This is a genomic window from Sedimentitalea sp. XS_ASV28, assembly GCF_041224545.1.
Lineage (GTDB): Bacteria > Pseudomonadota > Alphaproteobacteria > Rhodobacterales > Rhodobacteraceae > Sedimentitalea.
Genome location: NZ_JBGFGP010000110.1, coordinates 36,679 through 60,161, shown reverse-complemented (window position 1 = coordinate 60,161; position 23,483 = coordinate 36,679). Strand labels below are relative to the sequence as shown.

General features: G+C 63.0%; 25 protein-coding genes and 1 pseudogene. 5 read left to right on the top strand and 21 right to left on the bottom strand.

What is annotated here, in order from left to right; genetic code table 11:
* A pseudogene (locus AB9K34_RS08660) lies at positions 1-140 on the bottom strand (S-(hydroxymethyl)glutathione dehydrogenase); the annotation flags it as partial.
* Between the two features lie 165 nt (positions 141-305).
* Here AB9K34_RS08660 and AB9K34_RS08655 point away from each other — a divergent pair.
* Positions 306-917 (top strand): hypothetical protein, encoded by a 612-nt coding sequence (locus AB9K34_RS08655; RefSeq protein ID WP_369954034.1) that lies wholly within the window; start codon positions 306-308, stop codon positions 915-917.
* 23 nt (positions 918-940) lie between these two features.
* Here the strand turns inward: AB9K34_RS08655 and AB9K34_RS08650 are convergent, their stop codons facing one another.
* Entirely contained in the window at positions 941-1,978 is a 1,038-nt protein-coding gene (locus tag AB9K34_RS08650; RefSeq protein ID WP_369954033.1) for a quinoprotein relay system zinc metallohydrolase 2, read from the bottom strand.
* Positions 1,979-2,116: 138 nt separating this feature from the next.
* On the opposite strand from AB9K34_RS08650, the gene AB9K34_RS08645 reads away from it, so the two are divergent.
* Positions 2,117-2,926 (top strand): quinoprotein dehydrogenase-associated SoxYZ-like carrier, encoded by an 810-nt coding sequence (locus AB9K34_RS08645; protein ID WP_369954032.1) that lies wholly within the window; start codon positions 2,117-2,119, stop codon positions 2,924-2,926.
* Between the two features lie 8 nt (positions 2,927-2,934).
* Here the strand turns inward: AB9K34_RS08645 and AB9K34_RS08640 are convergent, their stop codons facing one another.
* The 19 genes from AB9K34_RS08640 to AB9K34_RS08550 all read right to left on the bottom strand — a co-directional run bounded on the left by AB9K34_RS08640 (position 2,935) and on the right by AB9K34_RS08550 (position 19,921).
* Positions 2,935-3,288, bottom strand: a complete 354-nt coding sequence (locus AB9K34_RS08640) for a hypothetical protein (RefSeq protein ID WP_369954031.1) — start codon at positions 3,286-3,288, stop codon at positions 2,935-2,937.
* The gene (locus AB9K34_RS08635; RefSeq protein ID WP_369954030.1) at positions 3,285-3,956 is read right to left on the bottom strand and encodes a hypothetical protein; all 672 of its coding nucleotides are present in this window, start codon (positions 3,954-3,956) and stop codon (positions 3,285-3,287) included. The genes AB9K34_RS08640 and AB9K34_RS08635 overlap by 4 nt, the downstream gene beginning before the upstream one ends.
* Before the next feature lie 45 nt (positions 3,957-4,001).
* Positions 4,002-6,233, bottom strand: a complete 2,232-nt coding sequence (locus AB9K34_RS08630) for an ATP-binding protein (protein ID WP_369954029.1) — start codon at positions 6,231-6,233, stop codon at positions 4,002-4,004.
* A complete protein-coding gene (locus AB9K34_RS08625; RefSeq protein WP_369954028.1) occupies positions 6,230-7,387 on the bottom strand; it encodes an FIST N-terminal domain-containing protein in 1,158 nt (385 codons plus the stop codon). Before AB9K34_RS08625 ends, AB9K34_RS08630 begins: the two co-directional genes overlap by 4 nt.
* Before the next feature lie 13 nt (positions 7,388-7,400).
* Positions 7,401-8,126 (bottom strand): response regulator, encoded by a 726-nt coding sequence (locus tag AB9K34_RS08620; RefSeq protein ID WP_369954027.1) that lies wholly within the window; start codon positions 8,124-8,126, stop codon positions 7,401-7,403.
* A 155-nt stretch (positions 8,127-8,281) separates the two neighbouring features.
* A complete protein-coding gene (locus tag AB9K34_RS08615) occupies positions 8,282-9,463 on the bottom strand; it encodes a hypothetical protein (RefSeq protein WP_369954026.1) in 1,182 nt (393 codons plus the stop codon).
* Entirely contained in the window at positions 9,460-10,152 is a 693-nt protein-coding gene (locus AB9K34_RS08610; RefSeq protein WP_369954025.1) for a hypothetical protein, read from the bottom strand. Before AB9K34_RS08610 ends, AB9K34_RS08615 begins: the two co-directional genes overlap by 4 nt.
* Complete coding sequence (locus tag AB9K34_RS08605) at positions 10,149-11,039, bottom strand: VWA domain-containing protein (RefSeq protein WP_369954024.1); 891 nt, start codon at positions 11,037-11,039, stop codon at positions 10,149-10,151. Before AB9K34_RS08605 ends, AB9K34_RS08610 begins: the two co-directional genes overlap by 4 nt.
* Positions 11,036-11,992 carry a VWA domain-containing protein gene (locus AB9K34_RS08600; protein WP_369954023.1) on the bottom strand — a complete coding sequence of 319 codons (957 nt, stop codon included), beginning with the start codon at positions 11,990-11,992 and terminating at the stop codon, positions 11,036-11,038. The genes AB9K34_RS08605 and AB9K34_RS08600 overlap by 4 nt, the downstream gene beginning before the upstream one ends.
* Positions 11,989-12,357 carry a hypothetical protein gene (locus AB9K34_RS08595; RefSeq protein ID WP_369954022.1) on the bottom strand — a complete coding sequence of 123 codons (369 nt, stop codon included), beginning with the start codon at positions 12,355-12,357 and terminating at the stop codon, positions 11,989-11,991. The genes AB9K34_RS08600 and AB9K34_RS08595 overlap by 4 nt, the downstream gene beginning before the upstream one ends.
* 2 nt (positions 12,358-12,359) lie before the next feature.
* Positions 12,360-13,247 carry a DUF58 domain-containing protein gene (locus AB9K34_RS08590; RefSeq protein ID WP_369954021.1) on the bottom strand — a complete coding sequence of 296 codons (888 nt, stop codon included), beginning with the start codon at positions 13,245-13,247 and terminating at the stop codon, positions 12,360-12,362.
* 8 nt (positions 13,248-13,255) lie between these two features.
* Complete coding sequence (locus tag AB9K34_RS08585; protein WP_369954020.1) at positions 13,256-14,203, bottom strand: AAA family ATPase; 948 nt, start codon at positions 14,201-14,203, stop codon at positions 13,256-13,258.
* 124 nt (positions 14,204-14,327) lie between these two features.
* Entirely contained in the window at positions 14,328-15,440 is a 1,113-nt protein-coding gene (gene pqqE, locus AB9K34_RS08580) for a pyrroloquinoline quinone biosynthesis protein PqqE (RefSeq protein ID WP_369954019.1), read from the bottom strand.
* Complete coding sequence (gene pqqD / locus AB9K34_RS08575) at positions 15,437-15,754, bottom strand: pyrroloquinoline quinone biosynthesis peptide chaperone PqqD (protein WP_369954018.1); 318 nt, start codon at positions 15,752-15,754, stop codon at positions 15,437-15,439. The genes pqqE and pqqD overlap by 4 nt, the downstream gene beginning before the upstream one ends.
* Positions 15,712-16,461, bottom strand: a complete 750-nt coding sequence (gene pqqC, locus AB9K34_RS08570) for a pyrroloquinoline-quinone synthase PqqC (RefSeq protein WP_369954017.1) — start codon at positions 16,459-16,461, stop codon at positions 15,712-15,714. The genes pqqD and pqqC overlap by 43 nt, the downstream gene beginning before the upstream one ends.
* Positions 16,458-17,354, bottom strand: a complete 897-nt coding sequence (gene pqqB / locus AB9K34_RS08565) for a pyrroloquinoline quinone biosynthesis protein PqqB (RefSeq protein ID WP_369954016.1) — start codon at positions 17,352-17,354, stop codon at positions 16,458-16,460. Before pqqB ends, pqqC begins: the two co-directional genes overlap by 4 nt.
* Positions 17,355-17,376: 22 nt before the next feature.
* Positions 17,377-17,472 carry a pyrroloquinoline quinone precursor peptide PqqA gene (gene pqqA / locus AB9K34_RS08560; RefSeq protein WP_369954015.1) on the bottom strand — a complete coding sequence of 32 codons (96 nt, stop codon included), beginning with the start codon at positions 17,470-17,472 and terminating at the stop codon, positions 17,377-17,379.
* Positions 17,473-17,572: 100 nt separating this feature from the next.
* Positions 17,573-18,271: a response regulator transcription factor gene (locus AB9K34_RS08555; RefSeq protein ID WP_369954014.1), complete on the bottom strand. Its 699-nt coding sequence runs from the start codon at positions 18,269-18,271 to the stop codon at positions 17,573-17,575.
* 9 nt (positions 18,272-18,280) lie between these two features.
* Positions 18,281-19,921, bottom strand: a complete 1,641-nt coding sequence (locus tag AB9K34_RS08550; protein WP_369954013.1) for an ATP-binding protein — start codon at positions 19,919-19,921, stop codon at positions 18,281-18,283.
* A 112-nt stretch (positions 19,922-20,033) separates the two neighbouring features.
* Here AB9K34_RS08550 and AB9K34_RS08545 point away from each other — a divergent pair, with 112 nt between their 5' ends.
* From AB9K34_RS08545 to polA, 3 genes are all read left to right on the top strand, one after another.
* The gene (locus tag AB9K34_RS08545) at positions 20,034-20,240 is read left to right on the top strand and encodes a hypothetical protein (protein WP_369954012.1); all 207 of its coding nucleotides are present in this window, start codon (positions 20,034-20,036) and stop codon (positions 20,238-20,240) included.
* Between the two features lie 131 nt (positions 20,241-20,371).
* Positions 20,372-20,551 carry a zinc-finger domain-containing protein gene (locus tag AB9K34_RS08540; RefSeq protein WP_369954011.1) on the top strand — a complete coding sequence of 60 codons (180 nt, stop codon included), beginning with the start codon at positions 20,372-20,374 and terminating at the stop codon, positions 20,549-20,551.
* Between the two features lie 87 nt (positions 20,552-20,638).
* Positions 20,639-23,446, top strand: a complete 2,808-nt coding sequence (gene polA, locus AB9K34_RS08535; protein WP_369954010.1) for a DNA polymerase I — start codon at positions 20,639-20,641, stop codon at positions 23,444-23,446.
* Positions 23,447-23,483: the final 37 nt, after the last annotated feature.

The following is a 23,483-nucleotide window of genomic DNA, read 5'->3' as shown; positions in this document are numbered from 1 at the left end:
CGCGTGAACTCGTCGGTGTGGCACAGACCCGTCGCCTTCACCTCGATCAGAACCTCGCCGGCACGCGGCCCATCGAGATTCACATCCATAACCTCAAGCGGCTTCCCCGCCTCAATCGCCACCGCAGCTCGCGTTCGCATCAACTTCCCCCTGGTCAGGTGCTGGCGCCGGCAGACGCCAAATAAGATTCCAATAAGAATATGAGCGAGCACCCGCGACCGAACAATTCATACCTTGGTTGGTGTCCGCGATGGTGGACTTGCCGACACGCGCTCCGCTAGTCTGGCCACCGAGGAGGAGTGCTGATGCGATCAGAGCGGTTACTGGCCCTGGCCCTGGTCGCCACCTGTCTTGGTGGCCCCGCGGTGACAGCGGATTTCTCGGATCCGACATGGCCCTGCGTCCAGCGCAAGGTCGAACGGCTCTCTGTCGGGCTGATGTGGCCGCACCCGCTTGTCGAGCCCGAGCTGGCACCGGATACCGAAGCGGCGGTTGATGAACTCGCCGGGCGGTTTGCCTTGCGCCGGCTCGAACTGGACGAGATCGCACCGACGCTTGACGACTTCGTCGCGGAGCACGGGGCGGATCCGGCGCTGCTCGGGACGGTGTTCGCCAGGACCTTTGACCGTCTGGCCGCGACCAGGACAACGATCATCAAGGGGATCGAGGATTATTCGCTGTCGCAAATCGCGCTCTCCGAAAAGATCGGCGGGATCCGCAGCGAAATGGACGCGCTGCTTGTTGCCGAAACCCCGGATTACGACCGGATCGACGCACTTGAGGCACAGCTTGACTGGGACGAGCGCATTTATACCGACCGCCGGCAATCGCTCACCTATGTCTGCGAAACGCCGGTGCTGTTGGAAAAGCGGCTGTTTGCCATCGCGCAGATGCTTCTGGACGTGTCGGAGGGCTGATCCGCTTGCGGCGGGGGCGCGGATTACTCCCACTCCAGTTCGGTGAAGGCGACCGTTGCATTGCGCGGATTGAACGCTTCGAAAAGTTGCCAGCGGGGGGCTTCCGAGGCCGCGATGTCGCTCACAGCATCGCCCAGCCGCCGCCCGGCATCGATTGCTGCCCGCGTGTCGTTTTCGAGAATCTTCAGGTAGCGCTGTACCGCCGCGCTCCCATCGGGCCAGTCGAGAACCGGCCCGCCGTGTCCGGGTACGATTCGCGTTGCGGGCAAGCCGGCCAGTTCCGTCAGCACCGCTTGCCAACCCCCTAGAGAGCCGTCAAGCGCAGGAAGGTGACGCTCAAAGATCAGATCGCCGGTAAACAGCATTGCGGTTTTTTGATCCAGCACCGTCAGGTCGGTTCCCGTATGCCCGATAGGCCAGGACCGCAGCTCCAGCAGCCGGTCGCCGAGATCGATCTGCATGCTGTCTTGTACGATGATGTCAGGTGCCACCGCCGCAGTGCCCAGCAACTCCGAGGGGCCAATCAGTGTGGCAAGGCTCTCGCGATAATTCTCCTGCCGGTCCGCAAGCGCGCGTGTCAGGGCAGCATGTCCGACGATCCGCGCGCCCGTCCCTGCAAAGACGGACGCGCCAAAGACATGATCGGGGTGCATGTGTGTCAGGATCACGTGGCTCACCGGCAGGTCGGTGCGCGCACGTATCGCGCGCCAGATCGCTTCCCCCACCCAACGGGCCGACCCGGTATCGACGATCGCCACCGAATCCCGACCGATGATGAACCCGATATTGGAGACGTCACCACGATTGTCCCGGTCGGGCTCGGCGATCTGACCCCGATGCACGAAGATCCCCGGTGCCACCTCTTCGAAGTCCAGCGAGGCTCCGACAGGCTTGCATTCGGGACCGGACGGGGCCTGGCCCTCGGGCAAAGATGCGGGCGGGGATGCGGCAAGGGCGGTTTCGCAAGCCTCGCGTGTCGTCGCTTCATAGCCCGGCAGCAGGGCATTGCGACAGGCTCCGCCATCGGTCAGCAGGCAGATCGTGAGAATTGCCTCGAACATGCAAAACCCTCTCGTTGCGACGATTCCAGCCTGACGGTGAACGCAAGTGTGAACCAGACATACCAATGATCTATATATTTTTGATCGTTTTTATGGCATATCAACTTCCTGTTGCCGTCACCTGAAAGGAGCAATGGCATGAAGATCGCATGCGCCGCATTGCTGGTTGCCAGCCTGACTTTGCCCGCAATCGCGGAAACGCCGGCCCCCCGGAATCCGCTGACCGATGGCGAGACCTGGGCGGATCTGCGCGGGGATATCGTCGGGGAGGCGGTGATCGCGGATGGTGCGGCACTGTTCGAGGTCGATGCTCCGTACCGGGCACATGATGCGGCGACCGTTCCGATACATATCCGGCAGCTCGACGACAGTCGCGAGATCGAGAGCGCGATCATCGTCATTGACGAGAACCCGGCGCCGCTGGCGGCAGAACTGAGCTTTGGCCCGTCGATGTCACCTCTGGACATCGAGGTTCGGGTGCGGGTGAACATGTATTCCAACGTCCGCGTCATCGCCAGCACCGAGGCCGGGCTCGCGATGAACGGACGCTTTGTCAAGGCATCCGGCGGTTGCTCGGCCCCTGCGACAAAGGACCCGGAACTGGCGCTGGCGTCGATGGGGCAGATGCGGCTGAAGTATTTCGAGACCGCGCCGCAGATGTCACCGGCCCGCCGTGAGGCGCAGATCATGATCCGGCACCCGAACTACTCGGGCTTGCAGCGTGACCAGGTGACACAGCTGTTCATCGCGGCGCATTTCATCGACAGGCTCGAAGTGTTCCAGGGTGACGACATGCTGTTCACTATGGAAGGCGGTATCTCGATCAGCGAGAACCCGGTATTCAGGTTCAGCTATTCCGACAACGGAACGCCCGCCTTGCGTGTCCGGGCGACCGATACCGAGGGCAACGTGTTCGAGCAGACGCTGGTCAAGTCCGGGCAGATCTGACAGGCGATTCAGAAACAGATGATCTCGGCTTCCGCCTGCGCGCGTCGCAGGTCGGCCACGATTGCATTGGCCATGGCGGCGGTGCGGAAGATCGACATGCGCTCGCCGCCGGTCAGGCGCAGCGACAGGACGGTTTCGGCCTCGACATACCTGGAATAGGGCAGAATTGAAGCGATCACATCAATCGAGCACGCGCATTTTTCGAGCACGGCGCGGCTCTGCCCGTTTGTCGCCATGCAGCCAAAGACGTAATCGGCCCGTGCGGCGGTCGGATAGTCGTTGAGCCGATCCTGCACCGATTGCGCCGATACCTGTGGTGACGCCAGAACCGCCGCAGCCAGCAGAATGGCGGCGCGCTTCATTCCGAAGGCTCCGTGCGATCAAAGGTCATGACCGAGGAATAGACCGGCTCGTCGCCATCGGCACCGGGCACCTGCGCGCTGAGCGACAGGTACCAGCCGGGCGCATCCTCGGACATGCTGACCGTCATCGCCAGCCTGTCAAAGCCCTGCATCCGCGCGGCATTCGGGTCGTCGCGAAACGGATGCATGGTGACGTCGATGGTATTCACCGTCTCGTTGGCGATGACGGCCTGTCCTCTGTCGACCTCGGCAGGCTGGACCAGCGCCTCCTTGACGCGGTTGCGAATGTAATAGGGGCTGCCGCCCGCGGTCTCCGCCATGTCGCGCACCACGGTTTCGACGAAATACATGATGATCGGATTGCCGACACTGGCCGGAAAGCTGCCCAGATTGCGATATTTGTCGTCATGGGTGAATTTCAGTTGCGCCTCGGGCACCTGACCATCCACGAGCGACAAAACGATCTGGCCGGTGTCCCGCTCTTCGGTTTCCGGCTTGAGGCTGTTCTGAACCTTGCGATCATAGACCAGCCGGTGATCGCGCGAGAAATCATCCAGCGTCCCGTTCTTGAACAACAGGTCATATGTTTCCGGCCCTGCGGTCTCGGTCGCGGCGATCGGTCCTCCGATCACAGCCATCGCCGAAACCATGATGATGAATTTACGCATGTGCGGCATCCTCCCGGTCCGACCCTAGCTTACCGGTGGCAACTGTCATGCGATACTTTTGTCGGTGACGTCGGTGATCTCGGGCGGCCCCACACGGGTTCGGGCGCAGATCATCCGGCGCAGGCGTGACAGGTCCACTGGTTTCGTGAGCACCGAAAAGTCATCCTCGGCCGCCATCCGCGCCAGCGGCACGCCGCGTTCCGCCGTGATCATGATTGCCGGTACGTGGGTTCCGGTCTGTGCGCGCACGTTGCGGATGGTGGCGACGCCGGTGTCTTCGCCGTCAAGCTGGTAGTCCGCGAGAATGATGTCCGGAGCGACACCGATGTCGCTCACCAGGTTCATAGCCTCCCGTGTCGAACGTGCACCCAGAACGCTGGCACCCCAGCTTTCGAGTTTGCGGGTGGTGGCAAACAGCACGTCGGGGTCATTTTCCACCACAAGCGCGATCAGATCCATGGCGCTGTCCGGTTCATAATGTCCGTTCAGCGCGGGCAGGGGCGGGCTCGGTTCGTGCTGGATCACTTCCATCTCGATCGAAAAGACCGACCCGACGCCGGGTTTGGAGCGCACGCCGACCTTGTGTCCGAGATGACGGCAGGTCCGGTCCACGATCGACAGGCCAAGCCCCATGCCCGATCCTGCGGGCACGTTCTCGGCCCGTGTGAATTCTTCGAACACGCGCTTCTGATCCTTGTGGGCGATGCCGATGCCTGTGTCCCAGACCTCGAGCACAACATGATTGCCACGGCGCCGGCATCCGACCAGAACGCGGCCCTGATCCGTATATTGAATCGCATTCACCACCAGGTTCTGGATCGACCTGAGCAGGTAGCGCTGGTCACTGCGCACCCACGCGGTGCAAGGCACCATGACAAGACGCACGCCTTTCTTGGCGGCGATGGGCTGCTGGTCTTCGATCACCGCCTGTATCAGGGGGCCAAGGCAGAATTCGCTGGGGCTCAGTTCCGACCCCGTGCTTTCAAGCCGTGAAATATCCAGCAGCGCATGCAGCAGCGTCTCCATCGAACTGAACGAGCCTTCCAGCCGTTCGATCATCGCGCTGAGCCGGGTCTCTTGCGCCATGTCCCGCAGGGTCGAGATCAGCAGTTTGGCGGCGTTGATCGGTTGCAGCAGATCGTGGCTTGCGGCGGCCAGAAAACGGGTCTTGGAGGATACGGCAGCCTCGGCCACTTCCTTGGCGAGGCGCAGTTCCTCTTCGACCTTGGCCTGTTGCTCGGATTGTTCCGTCAGCAGGAGGTTGGCTTGCGTCAGTTCCGAGGTGCGCTCCTCGACACGTTTCTCAAGCAGTTCGGTGGTGCGCGATTCGAGGGTCACATCCTTGATGTCGGCAATGAAGCCCCGGTCCGGCAGCGGATGCACATGCAGGTCAAGCACCCGGCCATTGGCGTGGCGCAGCCGCTCGCGCTTGCCTCTCAGCCAGCGATCGGCGCTGATCAGTTCGTCGGCAGCGCCGGGAAAGCTGTTGCGGATAAAGTCGAGGATCTGCGAAAAACGCGTGCCGTTCTGTACCAGCGGGAAGGGGAGACTCAGGAGATCGCAGAACCGGTCATTGAAAATCATGACCGTGCCGGCGCGCGAAAAGGTGCAGATTCCGATGTTCATGTGGTCAAAGGCGGATTGCAGGTAATGCGCCTGCATATCGATCAGTTGATCTTTCTCCAGCCGGTTCTTGCGCACGATGTCGGTGATCTCGGTTTGCAGGATGATCACGTTGTCGAGGTTGGTATGCTGCTGGCTGATCTGAAACCAGCGGTCGGCCCGCAATTCAAGCACGAAGGACGACAGTTCCGGTTCACTGCTCGCACTCGCGGCTTCGGACAGGATCTGCTGCATCCGTTTGTCATCATCTGCCAGGTGCCGGCTGGATTTGAGCGCGTCATAATAGGCGGCAAGATCGAGGCCGGGCAGGATGCGGTCGGTGATGTCGGGGATCAGTGATTTGAATAGATCGTTGCAGACCTGCAGCTTGCCATCGGTGAACAGGGCGAAGCCGCCTTCCATCGCGGACAGCGCGTCGGAGAGGTTTTTCTGTGTCTGCTCGCGGTCGAACCGCAGCAGTTCAAGTTCGTTCGAGGCCCGTTCAAGGTCACGGGTCTTGGCCCAGATCTGCCCCTGCAACGCGATGGCGGACTGGAATGCCGAATAGGCGGAATTGCCCACATCGTTCTGGCGGCCGGCCCGGCGCACCAGCGCGTCGATGATCTTGGTCTGTTTGGCGATCTGGACTTCGAGCGGATCGTCGGGATTGATCAATGCAGGGTCCGCCTCTTGGGTTCATAGAATGCGACGCCCACGAATGTCTGGTTCACATGCACCCCGCAATGCTGTTCGCCATAGGTGTTGAAGCCCAGGACACGGCGCCGCCTGAGGATGCCCGATGCCGGTCCGGTCAGATCTTTCTGATCGATTTCGAGCTTGCGCAGGAAACAGTCGAACCCGAGGATGAAATCGGGCGGTTTACCCTGTGATCCGTGGACATCCAGCTCGTCATGCAGCGTGCGCAGAATTTCCTGCCCGTGCCCCAGCGTCAGCAAAAGGCCGACGTCGATGGCCGACAGAAAGGACAGGGCGTTGCCATCCTGAACCCCCTGAATGGCGCGGACGTGATAGAGTTCGTGATTGCGCACCAGCACCGGGTTTTCGGCAAAGACCTGCGGCGACAGTTCGTCGACGCGCAGCCCGACCAGACGCGCATATTCCTCGGCAGCGGGCGAGCCGTTGATCTCGAGCGCCAGCCGCTCTTCCGGCAGCGCGTCGGTCACGACCATCTGCTTGTTGGTCGGCAGGAAATGGTCAAAACCGAGTCCGGTAAACTGAAGATCGGTTTCCAGCAGCAGCACGAGCGCCGCATTGCTGTGAAAGCGGCCCATATGCAGCACCGAAGTTTCCCGGAAGTTCAGTCCGTTGCCCGCCGAACCGCCAAAGACGGGCATATCCTCCAGCCCCGATTGCAGCGCGGCCACCAGCATGTCTTCCTGTTTGGACAGCCCGTCCGAAAGGGTCAGCGCCAGCCGGCTCCAATGGGCGGTTCTCTGAAATTGCGCCGAAAGCCGGCGCGCGTCGGAGGCCACCTCCTTGATCGACAGCGGCTTGAGCGGCGATACGAGATGCGTGGCGCAGCGGAAATGCGCCTTGGGAAAGGCCAGCACCAGCAACGCGTCGGTCTCGTATCCCTGCGGCGTGATCTGGCCCGCAGTGGTGCAGCCGAACACGGGCAACCCGGCGAATTGCGCATTCAGCGCCATGGCCAGATCATCAAGAACCAGACCGTCCGGAACAAAGACCAGCAGAAAGCAGGTGCCCGATGTCTCAAGCTGGTCGGCGATATCCCTGACCGCCGCTCTGGCGTCACGCGCGTAGGATACCGCTGTGTCGACAAAGGCGGGTTTCGCTGGCGCCTGGAGCATCTCGTGGTCTCTTTTAATGGCTCAGAAAGGTCCTTGCATCGACTTCGCCATTTGCGTCAGCGCCACCCAGATTTGCGCTTTCGACCAGAACGGCGGCCTGCGTGCGGTTCTGTACCCCGAGCCGGCGCAGCAACGCGGTGATATGCGCCTTGACCGTGGCTTCGGCGAGCGAGAGTTCATAGGCAATCTGCTTGTTCGGCTTGCCCGCGCAGATCAGTTTCATGATCTTGGTCTGTTGCGGGGTCAGTTCGGCAATCTTGCTGGTGATGTCCTGAACCTCCGCGGGTCTGGAGGAGGGGCGGTAAGTTCGGCGATGCTCCGGCGGCAGATATCTCTGACCCGAGCGCACTTCGATCAGCGCATCCCGCAAGACCTGGGCAGAAGCATCCTTCTGGATAAACCCTGCCGCGCCTGCATCCATCAGCGTATAGACGATCTCGGCCGAGGTCATGGCGGATATGACGAGGATCGGCGTGTCGGCGAGCTTTTCGCGCAGACGCAGGAACCCGCTCAGTCCGGTCACGTCGGGCAGTTTGAGATCCAGCAACACAAGATCGGGTTCAAAGCCGGCTTTCAGGTGCTTGAGCCCATCACCCAGCGTCGTCGCGGTTTCGATGCGACAGCCTTGGAAGACATGCGCCAACGCAACCACCAGCGCATCACAATAGAGCGGGTGATCGTCGATCACCAATACGGAACGGATGTGGCAAGGGTCACGCGCCACTGCAACATGTTTCATCGTATCGTCCTCCCCGCGCGAAGCGTAGCAAAGTTGGCTGCGACTAGGCAACAAAACAAACGGTAACGGCCTTCAACTCGGCGGGAGCAGAAAACTGCACTCACATTGCCCGTGCGCAGTGGGCGACGCGCAGGCAATCGCCCCGTTCCGTGTCATCATCCGTTTTTCATCGCAGTGAGGAAATCGCGCGCAAATCGGGTTGTGTCCGGTGCGGGCCTGCCGGTTCCGAACACCGCGCTGTCGAATTGGACGAGCAGGCGGGACGCCTGTGCGTTCGGCCCGTCGCTGCGCAGGATGGCAGTGGCCATGCGTCGCGTGGCGGCGAGATCTTTCTGGTGCGCGGCACGCTTCAGTCCGCGATAGAGGCTGTTGAAGGGGACCATTGATGCAAGCCGTGTCGGACCGGACATCGCGCGCCCGATCATCAGTGCAGCCAACGCCGCCGCCAGCGCCATCACGCCGGTTCCCGCCAGCAAGGCGGGACGCAGCCGCACCGGCGGGGCGGGCGGTGTGGGCTCGGGCAGGTCCGTCTCGTCCATTGCCACCCGTTGTGCGGAAATGGTTGCACTCAGGGCCTTGCGAGTCGTGGTATCGAAATAGTCGAAGCTCAGCGGTTCAAGGATGGCCGAACGTCCATTGCCCGGTCGGATCGTCCACCGCCAGAAGGCCATCGAAACCGGCCCGTCCGGCGAGAGTTCGACAAAGCGCTGCTCGGGATGCGGAAAGATCATCGCGCTGGGCGAGGACAGGTCTGGCATGGGCGGGATCATGTCTGGCGAGGCACCGACCGCGGTGACACGGATCACCCGCAAGACCCCTTCACCTTCCTTCAGCTGATCGGGCGCATTCGACCATTGATCCGAGATTTCGAGCCGACGCACCGGGAACCACCATCCCTCGACCGGCGGGGCTGCGGCGACATCAAGCGTCAGCGGTTCGGAGCGGACGTCATGCTCGAACCAATCATTGCCTTCGTCCGTCAAAGTCAGCTTATGGACAAAAGAGCCAATGGTCAGCCTGCCGGCCTTTTCGGGAAACAATGCCATCCGCCGCCTGAAATTCTTGACCTTTTTGCCCCGGACGCGGGTTTCGTACCAGCTATCCTGACCCAGCTGCATCCAGTTGAAACCCTCCAGATCCGGTTGCACGAGCTTTTCCAGCGTGATGTGGCGCCGATAGGCACCGTGAATTGTCACCAGCACCATTTCGCCCTGATAGGGCGCGATCTCCGCATTCTCGACGGTCACGGTCAGTTGCAGGTCGGCGGGGTCCACCTCGCGGGTTTGTGCCTGCGCAAATCCGGCGATCAGTGTCAGACAGAGGATCAGCGCTCTCATCTCGGGTCCTCCGGTTCCGGCTGCAACAGCCCGAGTTTGGCGCGCCGTTTGTGTTCATGCCTGATACGGGCGGCAAGGTATTCGCCCGGCACGTCGGACAGGGTCGCAAGCCAGCGGGTATTGGCAACCATGAACTTGTCGTCGAACTGTTTGCGCACCTCGCGGTTGCCATGGCTTGCAAGCTCGGGAAGGCCCAACAGCGCGCCGGTATTGGTCGTTTCGTTGCCGGCACCCGCCGCGCGGGCCGCGCCCTGCGCAATCGACGATTTGACGACAGCGCCCTCGTCCCCGTCCTTTTGGCCGAACCATGCGATGGGCGCGTCGGGGTCGAGAGCCAGACCGGCATAGAACGCGGCCAGAAGGTCGAAGTTGGCGTTGGCGTCGGGGTCTCCGGCCATGCGTGCGGTGTCGAACGCCTCGAGCGCGCTGGCATAGTTCCCCGCGTGTGCTTCAGCATTCCCGAGGTTCAGCATTGCGTCACCGTCTTGAAAATACCTTGCCGCATCCTCGAAATTTCCGGCGCGATACAGGGCAACGCCTTTCCATCCCGGATCGCGCAAGATCGGAGCCGCAAGTGAGGGCATGCCAAGCGAGAGCAGGACCCGGCCAAGCGGCGCAGCACCGCCGAGCAGGGCGGACGCGAGCAGCGCCACCAGCGCCGCGACCGATATGACGCGCAGCGGCGTCATCCTGTGCGCCGCGCAAACATCGGCAGCATAAGAAGCAGCGCAGGCAGAAGGAGAAAGCGCCCCCAATCCGCCCAGAACAGCAGCGGATAGTCCTGTTTCTCGAGCCGCTCGCGGGCCGAAACGGCGAGGAATTCGGACAGATCCTCGCTTTGCCCGGCGGCAAAGACGCGACCATTTCCGGTGCGGGCGAGGGTTTCGATCTGCGGCGAAACCTGCGGCACCACGACAGACAGCCGCGCACCGCGCGCGGCGATTTCGGCGGCGGCTGACAGGGTGGCGGGGCCGATGCCTTCCCCGTCACTGATCAACAGAACGTCCCCGGCAAGCACCTCTGCCTCCTGCAACACGCGATCGGCAAGGGCGAGGCCAAGCTCGGGCCTGCTGCCGGGGTCTGGAACCGTGTCCGCTCCGACCAGAGACATCGTCAGGCCGAGTTGTATTGTGTCCGCCGTCATGTCCGTTGCGAGATAGGCATCGCCCGCATAGACGATAAGTGCGGCGGGCCGGCTTTGCAGGGCGGCAACGCCAAAACGCCCGAGCGTCTGGAGTTCCGTCCAATCGGCGCTGCCGGTGGCCGAGGGCGAGGCATCGAGCACGAAGACCACCCCGTCAAGATTGCGGTATACGGCCGCATCGCGCCGTTCGGTCGCCGGGCCGGCGAGGGCCACCGCGACAAGCGCCGCCGCCGCGAGCGCCAGCACCCCCCGCGTCCCGCCGCCAGTCTGTTCCACGCGGCCAAGCATGCGCATCGCCGCCAGCATCTGCGGATCGATCACCTGTTCCCAGTCACCCAGCCTGGCGCGGCGGCGTCGCAGCATCAGCATCGCCGCCACCAGCAGTGGCAGCGCCAGCAGCCATTGGGGGCGCAGCAACCCTAACTCCATCATCCCTGTTCCCGCCAGGCCACCCAGAGCAGCAACAGACCGCCCAGTGCCGCCGGATAGACCCAGAACTCGCGGAACACCTCGGCGGCCAATCCGTCGCTGTCGGTGGCTTCCAACCGATCCAGCGCCTCGGTCACCTCTTGCAATTCGTCGGTGGTGCGCACGCGGAAACTCGTGCCGCCGCTCAATTCGGAAATCGCCCGCAGGGTTGCGGCGTCGACGACGCCGGGCTCACCTGGTTCGCTGTCGCTGAGATCCCTCGGCCCGAGTGCGATGGTATGGACGCGAACACCGAGATCGGCGGCAAGCCTGGCGACGCCGCGCGGGTTGGTGGACCCGGCATTGCTGATCCCGTCCGACAGGAGGATCACCACGCGCGACGCGGCTTCGGACTGTTCCAGCCGCTTGAGTGCCAGCCCAAGTGCGTCGGAAATGTTGGTTGCGCGCCCGGAAATACCGATTGTCGCCTCTTCAATGCGCCGGGCGATTGCTTCGGTATCAAAGGAAAACGGGGCCGCGTAATAGGCTTCCGATCCGAACACGATCAGCGCGACGCGGTCACCGGCGCGGCGGCGTACGAAATCCGCACCGACAGATTGAACCGCCTGCAACCGCGTGATCTGCTCGCCGTTCAGGTAGAAATCGTCGCGCACCATCGAACCTGACAGATCGATGGTAATGGCGAGATCGCGGCCCGAGACCTTCAGCGCGGAAACCGGTGCAAGTTGTCGCGGTCCCGCAAGGGCACAAACCAGCAAGGCCCACGCAAGCAGGAGCACAAGCTTTTTCTGCAGGAGAACGGGTGTCGCCTCGCCTGCGCCTGAGAGCAGGCCCTTGCCGATCCGGTCCGGTACGGCCAGCACGGCGCCGCGTGCCTTGCCACCCGGCAGGATACGTGCGGCGAGCAGAGGGAGTGGCAGCAGCAGCAGGAACAGCGGATCGGCCAGTTCGATCATGTCGCCCTGACCTCGGTTTCCAGCGTTTCGACATCGGGCAACCCGCCCGGCGCATAAAGTCGGTCCGACAGGTGCCGGAATGCGTCGGGACGTTCGGCCTTGAGCAGGTGCAGCAGGGCGATCTGACGTTCGCTTGGGGGAAGGTCCCGCAACGCAGCCAGCCGCTCCGCCGCGCCGGGTTCTGGCCGGGCCTGTCTCGGGCGGCTCATGGCACGCAGCGCGATGCCGATCAGCAGGGCAATGGCCAGCGCAAGTCCGATGGTGGCCAGCAGTTCCGCCGCCAGACCGCCAGCGGCCTCGGCAGGCAGGCGAATGTCGTGCAGCCCGTTCAGCATCGCTTCCCGTGTGAGCGCGCGGTCGGCCATGATCAGGGGGCCCGGTCGGGTGGGAACGCCGCTTGCAGCACGCGGGCGGTTGTCGCGATCTGCTGTCCCGCGTCCAACGGCAGCGCCGGGAAACCGGCAATCTCGGTGACTCGGGGTGCCGCTTTGCGCCCGGAGATACGGACCCTGCGACGCGATCCGTCCGGCAATCTGATCGGGTAGACTCCGGGCGGCAGGTTCTCGGTCACATCATCCGTCACCAGCACCGGACGGGGCATGCGCCGTTGCGCAATCTGACCCAGCCGGTCGTCGAGCGACGGACCGGGGCTGTCAAAACCCGACGCGATCACGATCTCGGATCCCGCAGGCGCGATCCGGGTGACACGGGCGATTGCTTCATCCAGCGGAGGATCATCCCGATTGCCCGCCAGAGCAAGATGCAGCGCCGCGTCATGGGCCCGCACGAGGCCGCCGATAACCGCGAGCATTCCGCGCACCCGCCCCTGTATTGCCACTACCACAGGCGCGCCGGAACCTATGGCCAGCAATCCGACCCGCCCGCCCTGTTCAATCACCCGCCAGCCGACCAGCGCCAGCGCCTCGGCAGCGGCAACCGACCGCAGGGCACGACGCGTCCCCCACAACATGGCGGGCCGGAAATCGGCCACCAGCAACGTCACCCGGTCGCGCTCTTCCTGAAACGACCGCACATGCAGAACGCCGGTGCGGGCGGTGCTGCCCCGGTCGAGATGACGGATATCGTCGCCAGCGACATATTCGCGGACATCGGCCATTTCCTGACCGTGGCCGCGCCGTCTGGTGACGAAACCGCCGGGCAGGGCCGCCAGTTGCCCCTCCGCTTCCGGATGCAGCGCCAGCGGACGCAGCGCGATCAGGGCGTCGGCGTGCAGCGCGACACCGGGTATGTTCAATGCCGCCGTCACAACGGCTCTACGGTATCGACGACCTTCGCGATCAACTCGCGTGCAGTCCGTCCTTCCGACACCGCGCGCCATGTCATCACGAGCCGGTGGGCCAGTGCGTCCGCCGCGACGGCCTGCACGTCTTCGGGCAGGGCATGGTCTCGCCCGGCCAGATAGGCGCGGGCCTTGCAGGACGCGGCCAGCGCGAGCGAGCCGCGCGGCGAAACCGCATGATCGATGTCCTGTGCAAACGGCGGTTGCCGTGTCGCGGTTACGAGACGCACGATGTAGTCGCGCAGGGGCGAGGACAGGTGAACCGCCATCGCGGCCTTTTTCGCGGCGCGGATATCATCGAGCTTCAGGCGCGCGGGCGTCGCCACCGATCCCTGTTCCTCGGCTTCGACAAGGTCGAGAATCCGTCTCTCGGTCTTGGCGTCCGGCAGATGCAGGACCACATGCATCAGGAAACGGTCCAGCTGCGCTTCGGGCAGTGGAAACGTGCCGTCATGTTCGATCGGGTTCTGTGTCGCCACCACAAGAAAGGGATCGGGCAGCCGGTGGGTTTCGTTCCCGCTTGTAACCTGTGCTTCGGCCATCGCTTCGAGCAAGGCGGATTGCACCTTGGGCGGGGCGCGGTTGATTTCGTCCACCAGAACCAGGTTGTGAAATACCGGGCCGGGTACGAATTCGAATTCGCCGGTCTGTGGGCGGAATACGGGCGTGCCGGTCAGATCCGATGGCAGCAGGTCCGGGGTGCATTGAATACGGGCGAACCCGCCTTCGATGGCATCGGCCAGCCATTTGACCGCACGGGTCTTGGCCAGTCCCGGTGCCCCCTCGATCAGCAGATGCCCCCCTGCAAGAATGCCGATCAGCAGGCGGTCGATCAACACATCATGCCCGATCAGCCCCGATGCCAGATGGGATTGCAGGGCGTTCAGCCCGTTGCCTGTGGTCGCATCCATACTGCCTCCGTGTCACGTGCCAGCATGCAGGTGCACGCCCTCAGAGGCTAGCGCCAAGACGCACGGGCGCAAACACAGCCCATAGTCTATGTGCCGTGTTCGCGTGGGTCGGTGTGCACCGGCGCTAGGAGCCCGTGGTTTCGGGCAGTGCCTTGCCGGGCGCCGTGCGATAGATCAGTTCGGCCGTGTCGTTGTGAGCAAACGCATCCGCCTTGGCCTGAAGCGTGCCATGATGCGGGGATTTCACACAAACCGGATCGGTGGCGCTGGCATCGCCGATAACCGCCATTGCCTGACAGCGACAGCCGCCGAAATCCCGGAGCTTGTTGTCACAACTCTGGCAGGGTTCCTGCATCCAGTCGGTCCCGCGATAGGCGTTGAAAGCTGCACCATCGTACCAGATGTCGCGCAGGTGCCGGTCGTGCACGTTGTCAAATTGCAGGTGGGGAATGGTCTGCGCGGCGTGACAGGGCAGAACCTCGCCATCCGGCGCGACGTTCAGCCCGGTCGTGCCCCAGCCACCCATGCAGCGCTTGGGAAAATCGGAATGATAATCTGCGGGCACGTAGTCGATCACCAGCTGGCCGCGCAACTCGGAGCGGGCCTGTTTGACGATCCTGTCCGCCTCGCGCGCCTGTTCATGGGTCGGCATCAGGCTGTCGCGGTTCTGCATCGCCCAGCCGTGAAACTGAACCGTGGCCACCTCGATCCGGCGCGCGCCCATCTCGAGCGCCATGTCGAGCGCGCGGGGCAACTGATGCAGGTTGCGCCGGTGCAGCACCGCGTTCAGCGTCAAGGGAAAGCCGATGTCCCTGATCCATTCCGCCACCTGCATCTTGCGCGCAAACCCGCCGCGATAGCCGCCGATATGATCCGCCATCTCCGCATCGGTGCCCTGCAGCGACAGCTGGATATGGTCCAATCCGCAGTCATCCAGTGCCCGCAGGCGCTTTTCACTCAACCCGATGCCCGAGGTGATGAGGTTGGTATAGAGCCCCGCCTCGCGCGCGGCGGTGACCAGATCGACGAGATCGCGCCGGCTGGCGGGCTCGCCTCCGGAGAGGTGCAGTTGCAGGACACCGATTTCGGCGGCCTCGCGAAAGACGCGGGTCCAGGTCTCCGTGTCCAGTTCTCGCTCCTGCCGCGCCAGTTCCAGCGGGTTGGAACAGTATGGGCAGGACAGGGGGCAACGGTGCGTCAGCTCTGCCAGCATGGCGATGGGGGGCTTTACGGTCATGGGCGTATCTCCAGAAACCGCCGGTTCCTGAGTGCGCCCAGGAAGCCCGCCGTGTCCTTGGCAATATCCTCGGCGGGCGCATTGTAGCGGGCGGCGAGTATCCGGGTGATGTCGGCAAAGCTGCGTTCGCCATCGACCTCGGACAGGATCGCGTGGCCGATGCCGTCCAGGGTAATCGCCCGTTCTGGCGCCAGCAACACCCAGCTGTCGCGCACCTTGTCGAAATGCACGCGCACGCCACGCGGCAGAAACGGGATATCTGCGTTTTCGATCACGATGCGACGGCCAGTGCCATGCCTTCGCCCGGCTGCCATGCGCCGGGCGGGATGCGACCCGGCTCGACATAGGCGGCGTGCAGCGCGTCAAGCTGCGACCAGAGAACATCGGTCTTGAAGATCAGGGCGGCGGCGGCGGCATCCTGTTTTTCCTGCGTGTCCGCGCGGTCAAGCACCCAGGACAGGCCAAAGGCGACATCCTTTGGCGCTTCTTTCAGCCGGTTGCGGAAATAGCTCAGGCTGCTGTCATCGGCAAAGTCGTAATTCCTGAGCAGCCCTTCGATCCTGTCGGCGTGGATCTTGGGTGCAAACAACTCGGTCAGCGATGCCGCGACCGCTTCGAGCAGGGTCTTGTCGCGGACGAACCGCACATAGGCGTCGACGGCGAACCGGGTCGCTGGCAGGACGCCCCGGTTGGAGGCGACATAGTCCGGGTCAAGCCCGACCGCCGTGGCCAGCCGCAGCCACCGCCGGATACCGCCCTCGTTGGTGTCGGTGCCGTCGTGATCCTCGATCCGGCTGCGCCAGATGCGGCGCAGGTCGGGGTCTTCGACACGCGACATGAAGGCGGCGTCCTTGATGGGGATCGAGTGCTGGTAATAGTAGCGGTTGATGACCCATGCGCGGACCTGATCGGGGGAACATTTGCCGCTATGCAGCAGATGATGGAATGGATGTTTGTCGTGATAGCGTTCCGCACCGATCTGGCGCAGCCGGTCTTCGAATTCTGCCCGTGTCTGGGTCATGGTGTCACCTCCATTCCGTCCTGCCCGACGATCCAGCCCGCGGCTTCTGCTTCGGCCCGCTCTTTCGAGGCCGGGCGCAGGACCGGGTTGGTGTTGTTCATGTGGACAAAGATACGTTTGCCGACATTGAGATCCGCAAAGGCGGCAATCGACCCGTCCGCGCCGGACATCGACATGTGCCCCATCCGCCTGCCTGTCTTGTTGCTCAGCCCGGCGCGCACCATTTCGTCGTCGCGCCAGAGCGTTCCGTCAAAAAACACCAGCGCGGCATCGCGCAAGCGGTCGCGCAGGTCGTCGCTCAGCTTGGCACAGCCGGGGATATAATAGGCATCCCGTCCATCCGCCCGCAGGTGCACACCGACGGTCTGCTCGCCGACGAGTTCGGTATCGACGGTGTCGCCCTCGAGATAGAGCGGCACCTTGCCCGGTACCGGGAACAGTGTCGCCACAAGGTCGGGGGCAATCTCGGTCGGTTCCCCGAGCATGATGGTCTTGCGGGTCACGACCGACGCGTTCAGCGCCGCGAAAATCGGGTTGTCGTCAAGAACCTCGTGAATGCCCGCAGTTGCATAGATCGTGAAAGGCTGCATCTCGCGCAGTGTGAGCAGGCCCGCCACGTGATCGATATCCCCATTGGTGAGCAGCACCGAGCGCAACGGCATGTCGCGCGGGCCGGTCGGGTGCAGGTCGGGGCAATCGGCGAATTGCTGGCGTATGTCCGGGGATGCGTTGAGCAGCGCCCAGTCGCACCCGTTCGCGGAAAATGCGACCGAGGACTGTGTCTGTGACGGTATCTCGCCGGCACGGGCGAGGTTGCAGTTCTCGCAGCCGCAATTCCACTGGGGCAGCCCGCCACCGGCGGCCGCCCCTAGGATTCTCGCGCGGAAACCCAAACGGCCCCCGCCCGGGCCCTGATCAGAACAGGACGCCGTCGTCGTCGCCGTCGGGTCCGTACATGTTGATTTCCATTCCGCACTCGATTTCGCGGCATTTCGGGGTGTTCCAGGACATTCGTCTGTCCTCCTCTCTGTTTTTGTTTCGCTGCTCATACCTTGCCCGTGTTGGCGTCGCTGTTCAAAGCCAATGTTCTAAGAAATAATAAATCTGCAGTCTAATCATCGGCTTGTCCAATGACAGGTGCAAGGCCGGCAAGCATGAAACCACGGTTTCGGATGGTCTTGATCTCAAAACCGAAGGACCGCATCGGGTCGAGCTTCTTGCGAAGATAGCCGACATAGACATCGACGACATTGCCGGAACTGGCGCCCTTGTCGGCCCAGAGACTGTCAAAGATTTGCGCACGTGACAGGGTTTCATCCCGGTGTTTGGCGAACATGGACAGCAATTCGAACTCGCGTTGTGTCAGCATCACCTTGCGTTGATCAAGCTCGATGCTCCAGTCACTGGTATCGAGCCTCGCCGGACGCAGTGGCATCGGTGTCGCGCGGCGCTGCTGCACTTTGAGCCGCGCGACAAGCTCGTCGAAGGAGAAGGGTTTGACCACGTAATCATCCGCCCCGGCCTCGAGCCCCCGGGTGCGATCATCCACTTCTGACAGCGCGCTGAGCATCAGGATCGGTGTGCGGTGTCCGGCCGTGCGGACCGCGCGGACCAGATCGAAACCGCTATCCTCGCCGATCATGACATCGACGATGGCGGCGCTTACCTCGGCATCCTCAAACCGCGCGAGGGCCGAGTCCACGCGGTTTTCGGTGAGTGTGGCATACCCGTGCAGCTCCAGACCACGAGACAAGGCAGAGAGAATCTCCGGGTCGTCATCGACAATCAGGATTCGCGCGGTGTCGGTCATGGGGCGAGGTTAATCCGGCGCAAGCGGGATGCCTACAGTGACTTTGGTCCCGGTTCGGCCGTCCGGAAGGGGGCTGGTCAGGCTGATTTCGCCGCCCTGTTCCTCGACAATCCATTTGGCAAAGGCCAATCCGATGCCGAATCCTTCCGAGACCGCTCCGCCGCGCCCCTGCGCGAACCGTCCAAAGATCGTCTGCTGCTCCTGTGGGGCAATCCCCGGCCCATAATCGGTCACCGCGACGCGCCCCATACCCGCATCCAGGCCCGTATCGAGTTCGATTCGTCCGCCGTCTCGGGCATGGCGGATGGCATTCTGGATCAGACCGCCGATCACCTGGCGCACCCAATTGGCATCGCCGATCACCGCGACGGGCGAAGGCGGTGGCGCGGAGGTGGTCAGGGTCATGCCCGCGCTCTTGATTTCGGCATCCATGTTGGTTGCGGCTTCCTGCGCGATCAGGGTCAGATCAAACGGGTCGGATGCGAGTTCAAGCTGGCCCGACTCGGACCGGGCGATGCGCAACAGGTCGTCGATGCGCCGGTTCAATCGCAGGGCGCGGTTTTCAATCGTCGCAAATGCGGCTTGCGCGTCGGGCGCGGCCTGGCGACCGATCTGGGCCTCCATCAGAATGACGGTCAGCGGGGTGCGCAACTCGTGGCTGATATCGGCAAAGAACCTGCGGCGGTTCTCGTCGGTGCGCGCCAGGGCCGCGTTTGCCGCGCGCAATTCCTCGGTGCGTGCGGCGATGGTCTCGTTCAGGCGCGCCCTGTCATGCTCGACCTCGGTTCTGCCCTTTGCGAGCGCCCCGGCCATGCGATTGGTTTCGGTGAACAATTGTCCGATTTCGTCCCGGCTGTCTTCGGGCAGGGCGATATCGAATTTGCCTTTCCCGATCTGGCGCGCCGTGGCGTGCAGCTTGTCGAGCCGGCGCAATTGCGGGCGCACCAGTCCCAGATAGAACAGGGCCAGCAACAGGACGGTCGCCGCCGACACGCCCATCGCCACATAGATCAGCCGCTGGCGCAGCACGGTGATGCCTTGCAGGATCTCGTTGCGCAGCCGCAATTCCGCGGTGATGACTTCATTCAGCAGCGGATCGAACCCGATGGCGAAGGTGTCGATATAACCCTGCAAACGTTCGTTATCGGCAACATCCGACAGCAACGCGTCACGTGTCGATGCGAACAGCGCTTCCATCCGCGCGATGCCAATGCTCTGGGTGGCGCGTCGCGATTGTTCGTCAAGCCCCAGCCGATCCGCGTCGGTCACCGCCTGCGCGTGATCTGCGCGCAGCCGCGCGAAGGTGGTGCCGATGCTCTCGGACAGGTTGGCGAGACGGCCGCGCCTGTCGGCGGGAGAGATCCCCGATTGCAGCGCTTCGGACGCCACCACGAGCAAGCTGGAAACCTGGGTGGACAGCACCGAGTATCGATCGATGCGATGCTCGGCGGCAAGCGCGGCGTCAAGACGGGCGGCCACCCGGTTCATTCCGGTCACCGTCACCGCCGCAGCAATCAGCGCCACCAGACCGAGCATGCCGGCGCCGATTCCAAGACGGACCTTGAGAGAGAGGGCGAAGGGGCGTTTGCGGATCGGATTCTGCTCCTCGGGTCGGTGGCCCGGATTTCGGGCGACTGCGCGGCGACCCAAGCCTATTGGCTCGATAACAAGCGATCCGCCACGCTGATACGCTTGTCATTCAGAAACTAGTCGGAACTGTGACAGAATGGAGCCATACTATTGTATCGGGTGACAGGGTGCCATGATGATTGAGCTGGTTTTCATCGTTTGCCTTGCCGGGGCACCGGAAGATTGCGAACGGCGCAGCCTGTTGTACACGGACATTTCCCAGAAGGTGTGCGTCAGACGCGCGCTTCCGGAACTTGCCAACTGGATCATTTCCCATCCGCAATGGAAAATCGCGCGCTGGACCTGCGAGGTCGTGCGTCCGGGCGAACACGACATATGATCGCAAGACCCCGACCCGGCGGTGTTTTGCACGGGTGAAGGGACAGCGCGCTCTTGCCCCCGCACTGCGCTTGGCTCATAAACGGGCCAAGCACTGGCTCGAGTTCAAAGACCCGGAAGGACCGCTCCAAGATGACAATCCAAGCGCCGGAAACCAAGATCGTGGACAGCTATCGCGTCGCCTGTGACGGTGGCGAGGGCGCATTGGGCCATCCGCGAGTCTGGCTTTCGATTCCACAGGATCGGGGCTGGGTCGAGTGTCCGTATTGTGATTGCAAGTACCTGCACAGGGATTGCGCCGACGCGGCCTGATCGGTCGCCGGTGTGCCTGACGACGGGCAGGGCGGAGTCGAACGCGACCCGCCGCATTGGGAAAACACGGCAACCGGGGGATGCGGTTTGGGTGACACGACGTTCGGCAAGGGCTGCCATCTGCATCTGATTGACGGGTCGGCCTTCATTTTTCGCGCCTACCATGCCTTGCCGCCGCTGACGCGCAAATCCGATGGTTTGCCGATCGGGGCGGTCGCGGGCTTTTGCAACATGCTGCACCGGTATGTCGAGGGCAACAACGGCCCTGACGCGCCGACCCATGTGGCGGTGATCTTTGACAAGGGCAGCCATACCTTCCGCAATGATCTTTACGATCTCTACAAGGCCAACCGCGACGCGATGCCCGAGGATCTGCGCCCGCAGATACCACTGACGCGGCGGGCAACCGAGGCGTTCAACATCGCCTGCAAGGAGATGGAAGGCTACGAGGCCGACGACATCATCGCGACGCTGGCCTGTCAGGCGCGCGACGCGGGTGGGCGGGTCACCATCATCAGTTCCGACAAGGACCTGATGCAGCTTGTCGGCGATGGGGTCGAAATGCTCGACGCGATGAAGAACCGTCGCATCGACCGCGACGGCGTGTTCGAGAAATTCGGCGTCGGTCCCGAGCGCGTGGTCGATGTTCAGGCGCTTGCGGGCGACAGTGTCGACAACGTGCCCGGCGCGCCGGGCATCGGTATCAAGACCGCCGCGCTGCTGATCAACGAATTTGGCGATCTTGAAACCCTGCTCGATCAGGCCGACCAGATCAAACAGCCCAAGCGCCGCCAGATCCTGATCGAAAAGCGCGATCAGATCGAGTTGAGCAAGAAACTGGTGCAACTGGATTGTGAAACGCCTCTGGATTTCGGCCTGGACGATCTCGAGGTACGCGACGCCGATCCGGATAAGCTGATGCCGTTTCTGGCGGAAATGGAGTTCCGGACCCTGTCGCGCCGGATTGCCGAGCAACTGGGCGTCGAAGCCCCAACCATCGCGGAACCGGCCGCTGCGGTCGAACCTGACGGAGAGGCAGCCGAGGCACCGGCCTTCGATCAGTCCGAGTATAGCTGTGTCAGCGATGCCGCAACCTTGCAGGTCTGGATCGACAGGATCCGGGAACGGGGCTGGGTCGCGGTGGATACCGAGACCACGGGTCTCAACGAGATGATCGCCGAACTGGTGGGCATTTCGCTCTGCGTCGAGCCGGGGCAGGCATGTTACATCCCGCTGATCCACAAGGCTGGCGCCGCCGAGGACCTGTTCGGGTCCGATGATCTGGTCGAAGGGCAGATGCTCGTGCAAGAGGTGCTGGACCTTCTCGGGCCGGTGCTCGAAGATCCGGCGATCCTGAAGATCGGGCAGAACATGAAATATGACGCCAAGATCCTTGCGCGTCATGGCATTGCCGTCGCGCCCATCGACGATACGATGCTGATGTCCTATGCGATGCATGGCGGCGAACACGGGCACGGCATGGACACGCTGAGCGAGCGTTATCTTGGGCATACGCCGATCCCGATCAAGCCGTTGCTGGGCAGCGGGAAATCGGCGATTACCTTTGACCGCGTCCCGCTGGACAAGGCCACGGATTATGCCGCGGAGGATGCGGATATCACCCTGCGCCTGTGGCAGATCTTCAAGCCGCAACTGCACCGCAGCAAGGTGACGACCGTCTATGAAACGCTGGAACGGCCGCTGGTGCCGGTGCTGGCGCAGATGGAAATGCACGGCATCAAGGTCGACCGCGACACGCTCAGCCGGATGTCGAACGCCTTTGCCCAGAAAATGGCGGGGCTTGAATCCGAGATTCACGAGTTGGCGGGAGAGAGCTTCAATGTCGGATCGCCCGCGCAGCTGGGCGAGATCCTGTTTGACAAGATGGCGCTCGAGGGCGGGAAACGCGGCAAGACCGGCAAATATTCCACCGGCGCGGATGTTCTCGAAGACCTCGCAACGGAACACGAACTGCCGCGCCGTGTGCTCGACTGGCGGCAATTGTCCAAGCTGAAATCGACCTATACCGACGCGTTGCAAACCCATATCAACCCCGACACGGGGCGGGTGCACACGTCATATGCGATCACCGGGGCGAACACCGGACGGCTCGCCTCGACCGATCCGAACCTGCAGAACATCCCGGTACGCACCGAAGAGGGACGGCGCATTCGCGAGGCATTTGTCGCCGAGCCGGGCAATGTTCTGGTCAGCCTCGACTATTCGCAGATCGAACTGCGCATCCTGGCCCATATTGCCGACATTTCCGCGTTGAAGCAGGCCTTTGCCGAGGGGCTGGACATCCACGCCATGACCGCGAGCGAAATGTTCGACGTGCCGCTCGACAAGATGACCCCGGAAATCCGCCGGCAGGCCAAGGCGATCAACTTTGGCGTCATCTATGGCATTTCCGGCTTTGGACTGGCGCGCAACCTTCGGATTCCGCGGGGGCAGGCGCAAGAGTTCATCGACCGGTATTTCGAACGCTTCCCGGGTATCAGGGCGTATATGGACGACACCAAGGCCTTTGCCAAGGAACATGGCTATGTCCAGACGTTGTTCGGGCGCAGGATTCACACGCCCGAGATCAACGCCAAGGGACCGCGCGCCAGCTTTGCCTATCGTGCCGCGATCAATGCGCCGATCCAGGGCACGGCCGCCGACGTGATCCGCCGCGCAATGGTGCGTATGCCCGCCGCCATCGAAGGCCTGCCCGCCCGGATGCTGTTGCAGGTGCATGACGAATTGCTGTTCGAGGTTGCCGAGGATGCGGTGGACACGGTGATCGAGCGCGCGCGAGAGATCATGGAATCGGCTGCCGATCCGGCGGTGCATCTGGATGTCAGGTTGACCGTGGATGCCGGGCAGGGTGCAAACTGGGCCGAGGCTCATTGACCAACCGGCGCGTTCCGGCCATAGGGGCGCGGTGCCC

Excerpts from the sequence above, each read along its gene's own strand:
- AB9K34_RS08600 (WP_369954023.1), bottom strand. The coding sequence starts at position 11,992 with ATGATCGAACTGGCCGATCCGCTGTTCCTGCTGCTGCTGCCACTCCCT.
- AB9K34_RS08615 (WP_369954026.1), bottom strand. The coding sequence starts at position 9,463 with ATGAGAGCGCTGATCCTCTGTCTGACACTGATCGCCGGATTTGCGCAG.
- AB9K34_RS08540 (WP_369954011.1), top strand. The coding sequence starts at position 20,372 with ATGACAATCCAAGCGCCGGAAACCAAGATCGTGGACAGCTATCGCGTC.
- pqqC (WP_369954017.1), bottom strand. The coding sequence starts at position 16,461 with ATGACCCAGACACGGGCAGAATTCGAAGACCGGCTGCGCCAGATCGGT.
- AB9K34_RS08625 (WP_369954028.1), bottom strand. The coding sequence starts at position 7,387 with ATGCTCCAGGCGCCAGCGAAACCCGCCTTTGTCGACACAGCGGTATCC.
- AB9K34_RS08650 (WP_369954033.1), bottom strand. The coding sequence starts at position 1,978 with ATGTTCGAGGCAATTCTCACGATCTGCCTGCTGACCGATGGCGGAGCC.
- AB9K34_RS08655 (WP_369954034.1), top strand. The coding sequence starts at position 306 with ATGCGATCAGAGCGGTTACTGGCCCTGGCCCTGGTCGCCACCTGTCTT.
- AB9K34_RS08635 (WP_369954030.1), bottom strand. The coding sequence starts at position 3,956 with ATGCGTAAATTCATCATCATGGTTTCGGCGATGGCTGTGATCGGAGGA.
- pqqA (WP_369954015.1), bottom strand. The coding sequence starts at position 17,472 with ATGTCCTGGAACACCCCGAAATGCCGCGAAATCGAGTGCGGAATGGAA.
- AB9K34_RS08645 (WP_369954032.1), top strand. The coding sequence starts at position 2,117 with ATGAAGATCGCATGCGCCGCATTGCTGGTTGCCAGCCTGACTTTGCCC.
- AB9K34_RS08545 (WP_369954012.1), top strand. The coding sequence starts at position 20,034 with ATGATGATTGAGCTGGTTTTCATCGTTTGCCTTGCCGGGGCACCGGAA.
- pqqE (WP_369954019.1), bottom strand. The coding sequence starts at position 15,440 with ATGACCGTAAAGCCCCCCATCGCCATGCTGGCAGAGCTGACGCACCGT.
- pqqD (WP_369954018.1), bottom strand. The coding sequence starts at position 15,754 with ATGGCAGCCGGGCGAAGGCATGGCACTGGCCGTCGCATCGTGATCGAA.
- AB9K34_RS08640 (WP_369954031.1), bottom strand. The coding sequence starts at position 3,288 with ATGAAGCGCGCCGCCATTCTGCTGGCTGCGGCGGTTCTGGCGTCACCA.
- AB9K34_RS08620 (WP_369954027.1), bottom strand. The coding sequence starts at position 8,126 with ATGAAACATGTTGCAGTGGCGCGTGACCCTTGCCACATCCGTTCCGTA.
- AB9K34_RS08595 (WP_369954022.1), bottom strand. The coding sequence starts at position 12,357 with ATGGCCGACCGCGCGCTCACACGGGAAGCGATGCTGAACGGGCTGCAC.
- AB9K34_RS08585 (WP_369954020.1), bottom strand. The coding sequence starts at position 14,203 with ATGGATGCGACCACAGGCAACGGGCTGAACGCCCTGCAATCCCATCTG.
- AB9K34_RS08605 (WP_369954024.1), bottom strand. The coding sequence starts at position 11,039 with ATGATGGAGTTAGGGTTGCTGCGCCCCCAATGGCTGCTGGCGCTGCCA.
- AB9K34_RS08610 (WP_369954025.1), bottom strand. The coding sequence starts at position 10,152 with ATGACGCCGCTGCGCGTCATATCGGTCGCGGCGCTGGTGGCGCTGCTC.
- AB9K34_RS08555 (WP_369954014.1), bottom strand. The coding sequence starts at position 18,271 with ATGACCGACACCGCGCGAATCCTGATTGTCGATGACGACCCGGAGATT.